7 protein-coding genes are annotated in these 6,937 nt (G+C 69.7%); all 7 read left to right on the plus strand.

The annotated features are described in order from the left end of the window. Positions 1-2: 2 nt before the first annotated feature. The gene (locus GUY59_RS34500; RefSeq protein WP_171055522.1) at positions 3-533 is read left to right on the plus strand and encodes a hypothetical protein; all 531 of its coding nucleotides are present in this window, start codon (positions 3-5) and stop codon (positions 531-533) included. 63 nt (positions 534-596) lie between these two features. Then, positions 597-1,613: a DUF3048 domain-containing protein gene (locus GUY59_RS34505; RefSeq protein WP_138204981.1), complete on the plus strand. Its 1,017-nt coding sequence runs from the start codon at positions 597-599 to the stop codon at positions 1,611-1,613. A 122-nt stretch (positions 1,614-1,735) separates the two neighbouring features. Beyond that, positions 1,736-2,644 carry a pyridoxal 5'-phosphate synthase lyase subunit PdxS gene (pdxS, locus tag GUY59_RS34510; RefSeq protein WP_138204983.1) on the plus strand — a complete coding sequence of 303 codons (909 nt, stop codon included), beginning with the start codon at positions 1,736-1,738 and terminating at the stop codon, positions 2,642-2,644. A 134-nt stretch (positions 2,645-2,778) separates the two neighbouring features. Continuing rightward, positions 2,779-4,458, plus strand: a complete 1,680-nt coding sequence (locus GUY59_RS34515; protein WP_138204985.1) for an alkaline phosphatase D family protein — start codon at positions 2,779-2,781, stop codon at positions 4,456-4,458. A 75-nt stretch (positions 4,459-4,533) separates the two neighbouring features. Further along, positions 4,534-5,148 (plus strand): pyridoxal 5'-phosphate synthase glutaminase subunit PdxT, encoded by a 615-nt coding sequence (gene pdxT / locus GUY59_RS34520; RefSeq protein WP_132336514.1) that lies wholly within the window; start codon positions 4,534-4,536, stop codon positions 5,146-5,148. A 3-nt stretch (positions 5,149-5,151) separates the two neighbouring features. Continuing rightward, entirely contained in the window at positions 5,152-5,901 is a 750-nt protein-coding gene (locus GUY59_RS34525) for a YebC/PmpR family DNA-binding transcriptional regulator (RefSeq protein WP_132336516.1), read from the plus strand. 194 nt (positions 5,902-6,095) lie between these two features. Next, positions 6,096-6,937, plus strand: an 842-nt coding sequence (locus GUY59_RS34530; protein ID WP_161714842.1) for a sugar ABC transporter permease, incomplete at its 3' end; no start/stop codon positions are given.

Below are 6,937 nucleotides of genomic sequence, written 5' to 3' on the forward strand. Positions count from 1 at the left end.
CCATGGTCGTGCTGAGCGCAGGCATCGTCGTGGTGCTCCTGGCCGTCTACGTCTCCTGGCGGGCCGGCCGGCTCGACCGCCTGCACATCCGGCTGGAGCTGGCCCAGGAGGCGCTGGACGCCGCGCTGATGCGGCGCAGGGCCGTGGTCCTGGAGCTGGCCGGATCGCGCCTGCTCGACCCGGCCACGTCCCTCGTGCTGGCCGCCGCCGCTCACGAGGCGAGGACGGCGGGCCCCGACGAGCGCGAGCACGCCGAGAGCGACCTGTCGCGGGCCCTGCGGGCAGCCGTGGACCAGGAGCGCTTCAGGGAGAAGCTCTCGGAGGCGCCAGGGGGGCATGACCTGCTGGAAGAGCTCGACGCCGCCGTGGCCAAGGTGGTCTACTCCCGCCGCTTCTACAACAACGCGGTCGCGGTCACGCGTACGGCGCAGCGCCGCTGGCTCGCCAGGACCCTCCGCCTGGCCGGCCACACCGAATACCCCCGATTCTTCGAGATTGATGACAATCCGCCCGCGACTATGGCAACTGAATGACCTGATTTGGGGAAACCAGTAAGCTTCATCCCGTTTCTGGGCTGAAGGCGAGGAGTGTTACTGGTGCGGCTATCCCGGACGATCACGATCTGGCTGGCCGGAGCTGCTGTGCTCCTGCCTGTCTCCGCCTGTTCCTCCGAGGAGCCGGCGCCGGGCAAGGTGCCGCAGGCGGCCGCCTCCGTCGCGCCGAGCGAGGAGCCCGCCGAGGTCAATGCCCATCCCTTCACCGGCAAGCCGTACGACGTCCTCAAGCCCGTGCTGGCGGTGAAGATCGAGAACACCGCGGCGGGCAAGCCGCAGCAGGGCCTGAAGAGCGCCGACATCGTCTACGTCGAGCAGGTCGAGGCCGGGCTGACCCGGATCATGGCGATCTTCTCCTCCAGGCTGCCGTCCAAGGTGGGGCCGGTGCGCAGCGCCCGCATCTCCGACCTGCACATCGCGCCGCAGTTCGGCAAGCCCGCCTTCTCCTACTCGGGTGCGCAGTCCAAGATGTTGCCGTTCATCGCCGAGGCGTCGTTGTTCGACGTCGGCGACTCGCGCAACCCCGGCGCGTACTTCCGCGAGCCGGGCCGCTTCGCCCCTTACAACCTGTTCGCCAACACCAAGCGGCTGCTGGCCAAGGCTCCCAAAGCGAGCAAGGCCAAGGACGTCGGCTTCACCTTCGGCGACGCGCCGGCGGAAGGCGGGGTCCCGCGCAAGTCGTACACGGTCAAGTGGCCCGCGGCCCGCTTCACCTTCGCCTGGTCGGAGGCGAGGAAGAAGTGGATGATCTGGCAGGACGGCAAGAAGGACATGGCCGCGGAGGGCGGGCAGCTCGGCGCGCCGACGATCGTCATCCAGTACACCAAGACCGAACGCTCGCAGTTCCACGACAGCAACGACAGCTACACGCCGCTCGTGCACACCACGGGCAAGGGCAAGGCGATCGTGCTGCGCGAAGGCAAGGCGTACAAGGCGAACTGGGAGCGGGAATCGGAGAAGGGCGGCACGACGTTCACCACGGAGAGCGGCGAGCCGATGAACTTCGCGCCCGGCCAGGTCTGGATCGCCCTCGCCAGCCGCAAGCCCGTCATCCCATAGTCCTGCTTGTATAAGTAAGGCGGTAAATCCTGACATCTTGGCATGTCGGGGGAGGGGTCCGTCAGGACCTACGATGGGCTTGAGAACACACCGATTCGCCGTGAGAGCCCGTGAGGAAGACCGTGTCCAGCAGCACGCCAGAAAGCAGCCCCGTCACCGGAACGGCCCGCGTCAAGCGAGGCATGGCCGAGATGCTCAAGGGCGGTGTCATCATGGACGTCGTCACGCCCGAGCAGGCCAAGATCGCTGAGGATGCCGGGGCGGTCGCCGTCATGGCCCTCGAGCGTGTGCCCGCCGACATCCGCGCCCAGGGCGGCGTGTCCAGGATGAGCGACCCCGACATGATCGACGGCATCGTCGAGGCCGTGTCGATCCCCGTCATGGCCAAGGCCCGCATCGGCCACTTCGTCGAGGCGAAGGTGCTGCAGGCGCTCGGAGTCGACTACGTCGACGAGTCGGAGGTGCTCACCCCGGCCGACTACGCCAACCACATCGACAAGTGGCAGTTCACCGTGCCGTTCGTGTGCGGGGCCACCAACCTGGGCGAGGCCCTGCGCCGCATCACCGAGGGCGCGGCCATGATCCGCTCCAAGGGCGAGGCGGGCACCGGCGACGTCTCCAACGCCGTCACCCACATGCGCACGATCCGCGCCGAGATCAAGCGCCTCACCTCGCTGCCCGAGGACGAACTGTATGTCGCCGCCAAGGAGCTGCAGGCGCCGTACGAGCTGGTCGCGGAGGTCGCAAAGCTCGGCAAGCTGCCGGTCGTGCTGTTCACCGCGGGCGGCATCGCCACCCCGGCCGACGCCGCGATGATGATGCAGCTGGGCGCCGAGGGCGTCTTCGTCGGCTCCGGCATCTTCAAGTCGGGCGACCCGGCCAAGCGCGCCGCGGCCATCGTCAAGGCCACGACCTTCTACGACGACCCCGACGTCATCGCCAAGGTCTCCCGCGGCCTGGGCGAGGCCATGGTCGGCATCAACGTCGACGACATCCCGCAGCCGCACCGGCTCGCCGAGCGCGGCTGGTAGTTCCGGCGAATTTCGCCGAAAGAGGCGGCATCCGTGAAGGATGTCGCCTTTTTCTGTTCTGCTGTTCACCCTCTGGTCATGATCCTGAGTCAGGCTACGGGCGTCCCTCACCCTTGATCGTCCGGGAGCCTCACGTGTCCAAGCTGAACCGCCGGCACTTCCTCGTCACCGGTTTAGCGGCGGGCGCCGCCGCCGCGATCCCCGCGACCGGCGCGCACGCCGACCCAGACCCCGCCGCCGAATCCGCTCAGAGCCTCGCCTCGCGCGGACTGCGCACCGATCCCTTCGTCCTCGGCGTCGCCTCGGGCGACCCCGGCCACGAGGGCTTCGTCATCTGGACCAGGCTCGCCCAGCAGCCGATGGCCGAGGACGGGCTCGGCGGCATGCCGCAGAGGCCGTTCCCCGTGCTGTGGCAGGTGTACGCCGACGAACGCGCCCGCAAGGTCGTGCGCAGCGGCGTTACGGTGGCCGCGCCCGAATGGGGGCACAGCGTCCACGTGGAGCTGAAGGACCTGAGCTCCGACCGGGACTACTGGTACCGCTTCCGCGTCGGCCCGTACGTCTCGCCGCTCGGCCGCGCCCGCACCGCCCCGCATCCCCTGTCGTACGGCGGCGCCCTGGCCATGGCGTTCGTCTCCTGCTCGCAGTACGAGCACGGCTACTTCACGGCGTACCGCAGGCTGGCCGAGGAGCGCCCCGACGTGATCCTGCACCTGGGCGACTACCAGTACGAGTACACCAAGGACACCTACACCATCCCCGGCGGCAACGTCCGCGACCACGAGGGCCCCGAGACCGAGACCCTCGCCAACTACCGCCAGCGCCACGCCCAGTACAAGACCGACCCAGACCTGCAGGCCGCGCACGCGGCCGCGCCCTGGCTGGTGGTGTGGGACGACCACGAGCTGGACAACAACTGGGCCGACGAGGTGGCCGAGAAGCCCGAGATCCCCCAGCCGGGCTTCCTGAGCCGGCGCGAGGCCGCCTTCCGCGCCTACTACGAGAACATGCCGCTGCGCCGCACCTCCATCCCGCGCGGCATCGACATGCAGCTCTACCGCCGCATCCGGTGGGGTCGCATGGCCACCTTCCACATGCTCGACACCCGCCAGTACCGCGACGACCAGGGGTGCGGCGACGGCTACAAGGACTGCCCCGCCGCGGTCGACCCGGCCCGCTCCATCACGGGCGCCGAGCAGGAGGCGTGGCTGCTGGACGGTTTCCGGCACTCGCGGGCGCAGTGGGACATCCTCGGCCAGCAGGTGTTCTTCGCCCAGCGCGACAACAACGACGGCCCTGCCAAGATCACCAGCCAGGACGCATGGGACGGCTACGTCGCCTCCCGCAAGCGCATCACCCAGGGCTGGCTCGATGCCGAGGTGCGCAACCCCGTCGTGCTGACCGGCGACGTGCACGCCCACTGGGCCAGCGACCTCAAGCTCGACTACGACGACCCGACGGGACCGTCCGTCGGCTCCGAACTGGTGGCCACCTCGATCTCCACCGGCGGGGACGGCGCCGACTCCGACCCGGCGACGCACCCGTTCCTGAAGATCAACCCGCATCTGAAGTTCTACAACAACCAGCGCGGCTACGTGCTGACGAAGATCGAGCGCGACCAGATGACGGCCGACTTCAAGGTGGTGCCGCAGGTGCAGACGCCCGGGGGCGAGGTGTACACGCGGGCCACGTTCGTGGTCGAGGACCGGGTGCCCGGTGTGCAGCAGACGTACCTGCGCCCGCTCGACCCGGCCGCGCGCAGCCGGCCGATGACCGTGGACGAGACCGTGCGCCTGGAGACCGAGCGCCCGTGACCCACGCGCCCGGCCGGGACCCGCGTCCCGGCCGGCGCGCCCCGCCAGGAAGATCCCGGCCCGTCGTGGTGTTGAATGAGCTGGACCCGCACCCGGACGGAAGGATCTGCTGTGCCCACGATCGGTGTACTCGCCCTCCAAGGCGACGTGCGCGAGCATGTGCGCATGCTCCAGGAGGCGGGCGCGCGGGCCACGGCCGTGCGCAGGCCCGCCGAGCTGGAGGCGGTCGACGGCCTGGTCATTCCCGGCGGCGAGTCGACGACGATGTGGAAGCTCGCCGAGACCTTCGACATGCTCGAGCCCATGCGCATGCGGATCAAGGAGGGCATGCCCGCCTACGGCTCCTGCGCCGGCATGATCATGTTGGCCGACCGGATCGAGGACGGCGTCCCCGGCCAGCAGACCGTCGGCGGCATCGACATGGTGGTCAGACGCAACGCGTTCGGCCGTCAGGTCGACTCTTTCGAGGAGGATCTCGACTTCGCGGGGCAGCGGGTGCACGCCGTCTTCATCCGCGCGCCATGGGTCGAAACCGTCGGCGCGGACGTCGATGTGCTGGGCAGGTGCGAGCCTGGGGATAGGATCGTCGCGGTCCGGCAAGGGCCGCTGCTCGCGACGTCGTTCCATCCCGAGCTGACCGGAGACGCTCGCGTGCACCGTTACTTCGTAGACATGCTGAGGGAGCTCTAGGTAATGTCCGGCCACTCCAAATGGGCGACGACGAAGCACAAGAAGGCCGCGCTCGACGCCAAGCGCGGCAAGCTGTTCGCGAAGCTCATCAAGAACATCGAGGTGGCGGCCCGGACAGGTGGCCCTGACCCGGATGCCAACCCCACCCTCTTCGACGCCATCTTCAAGGCGAAGAAGAACTCCGTGCCCAACGACAACATCGAGCGCGCCCGCAAGCGCGGCGGCGGCCTCGAGGCCGGTGGCGCCGACTGGCAGACCATCACCTACGAGGGCTACGCGCCCGGCGGCGTCGCGGTGCTCATCGAGTGCCTCACCGACAACCGCAACCGCGCCGCCTCCGAGGTGCGCGTGGCGCTGACCCGCAACGGCGGCTCCCTGGCCGACCCCGGCTCCGTGTCCTACATGTTCAACCGCAAAGGCGTCGTCATCGTGCCGAAGAACGGCCTCGACGAGGACACCGTGCTGATGGCCGTGCTCGACGCGGGCGCCGAGGAGGTCAACGACCTGGGCGACTCGTTCGAGGTGGTGTCCGAGGCGGGCGATCTGGTGCCGGTGCGCAAAGCCCTGCAGGACGCGGGCATCGACTACGACTCGGCGGAGTCGAGTTTCCTGCCCTCGATGAGCGTGCCGCTCGACGAGGAGGGTGCCAAGAAGGTCTTCCGCCTCATCGAGGCGCTGGAGGACAGCGACGACGTCCAGAACGTCTACGCCAACTTCGACGTCTCCGACGACGTGCTCGCGGCGCTCGACTGACGTCCCCTCGCACGTCCCTTCACACGCAGGTGTGAGCGCACCCGGCGAAAGGTCATCCTGATCGGCCGGCCGCACTTCGGTGCCGCGTGGCGGACACGCGCCCATGGCCCCTGCCCGCCGCCATCGGACGCGAGCTCCGGCGGTGCCTTCCCAGGCGTGCGCGGACGACTCGGAGCGGCGTAGGGTCAGGCCACGTGACCTCCCCCACCCCTCCACAGACGTTCCCGCCGGCGCTCGGCTGGCTGCTGGCCGCGCCCGCGGTTCTCGGTGCCCTCATCACCCTGGTCCTGCCCACGGTCCAGACGGTCCTGGCCGGCCTCCGGCGCGGAGGCGTCCTGCGAGAGAGCGTCGACGTGGGCACGGCCAACCACGCCGAGCTGCTGGGCAACAGCGGCTTCTGGCGCGCGCTCGGCTTCACCCTCACGCTGACCCTGGCGCCGCTGCTGGTCGCCGTGGTGGTGGCGCCGCTGCTGGCCCTGGCGCTGGACCGCGCCGGCACCTGGCCCCGTCGGGCCGGGCGGATCGTGCTCTCTCTGGCCATCGTCACGTTCTCCCCGGTGGGGGTGGCGGTGGCCTGGACTCGCGGGCTGCGTACCGACGCCTCCGGTGTGGCGAGCCTGGCCCAGGGGCTGACCGACGCGGCCACGGCACCCGGAACACTGCGTTTGATCGTCGCGGCCGCCACGTTCGGGGTGGTCTGCGCGCTCGCGGTGACGGCGTTCCTGCCCGCCCTGCGCGCTCCCGCCGGCGGGAGCGTCATGCCCGGGATGCTCGCCGTGGGGGCGCTCGTCGCGATCGCCACCGTGGCCGTGGGTCTCCAGACGTTCGCGTACGGCATGGTGCTCACCGGCGGAGGCCCTGAGCGGTCCACAGAGACGCTCGCGAGCCTCCAGTACCACTACGCCTTCAGATTGGCCGAGGCAGGCGCTGGAGCGGCCGTCGCGACCGTCACAGGGGTGATCCTCGGCGTGCTCGGCATCGTCGCCACCGTCATCGCCGTGGCGTGCCGCTTACGCATCACGCTCCTCCCGAGGAC

Source organism: Nonomuraea sp. K271 (assembly GCF_009908215.1).
GTDB lineage: Bacteria > Actinomycetota > Actinomycetes > Streptosporangiales > Streptosporangiaceae > Nonomuraea > Nonomuraea longispora.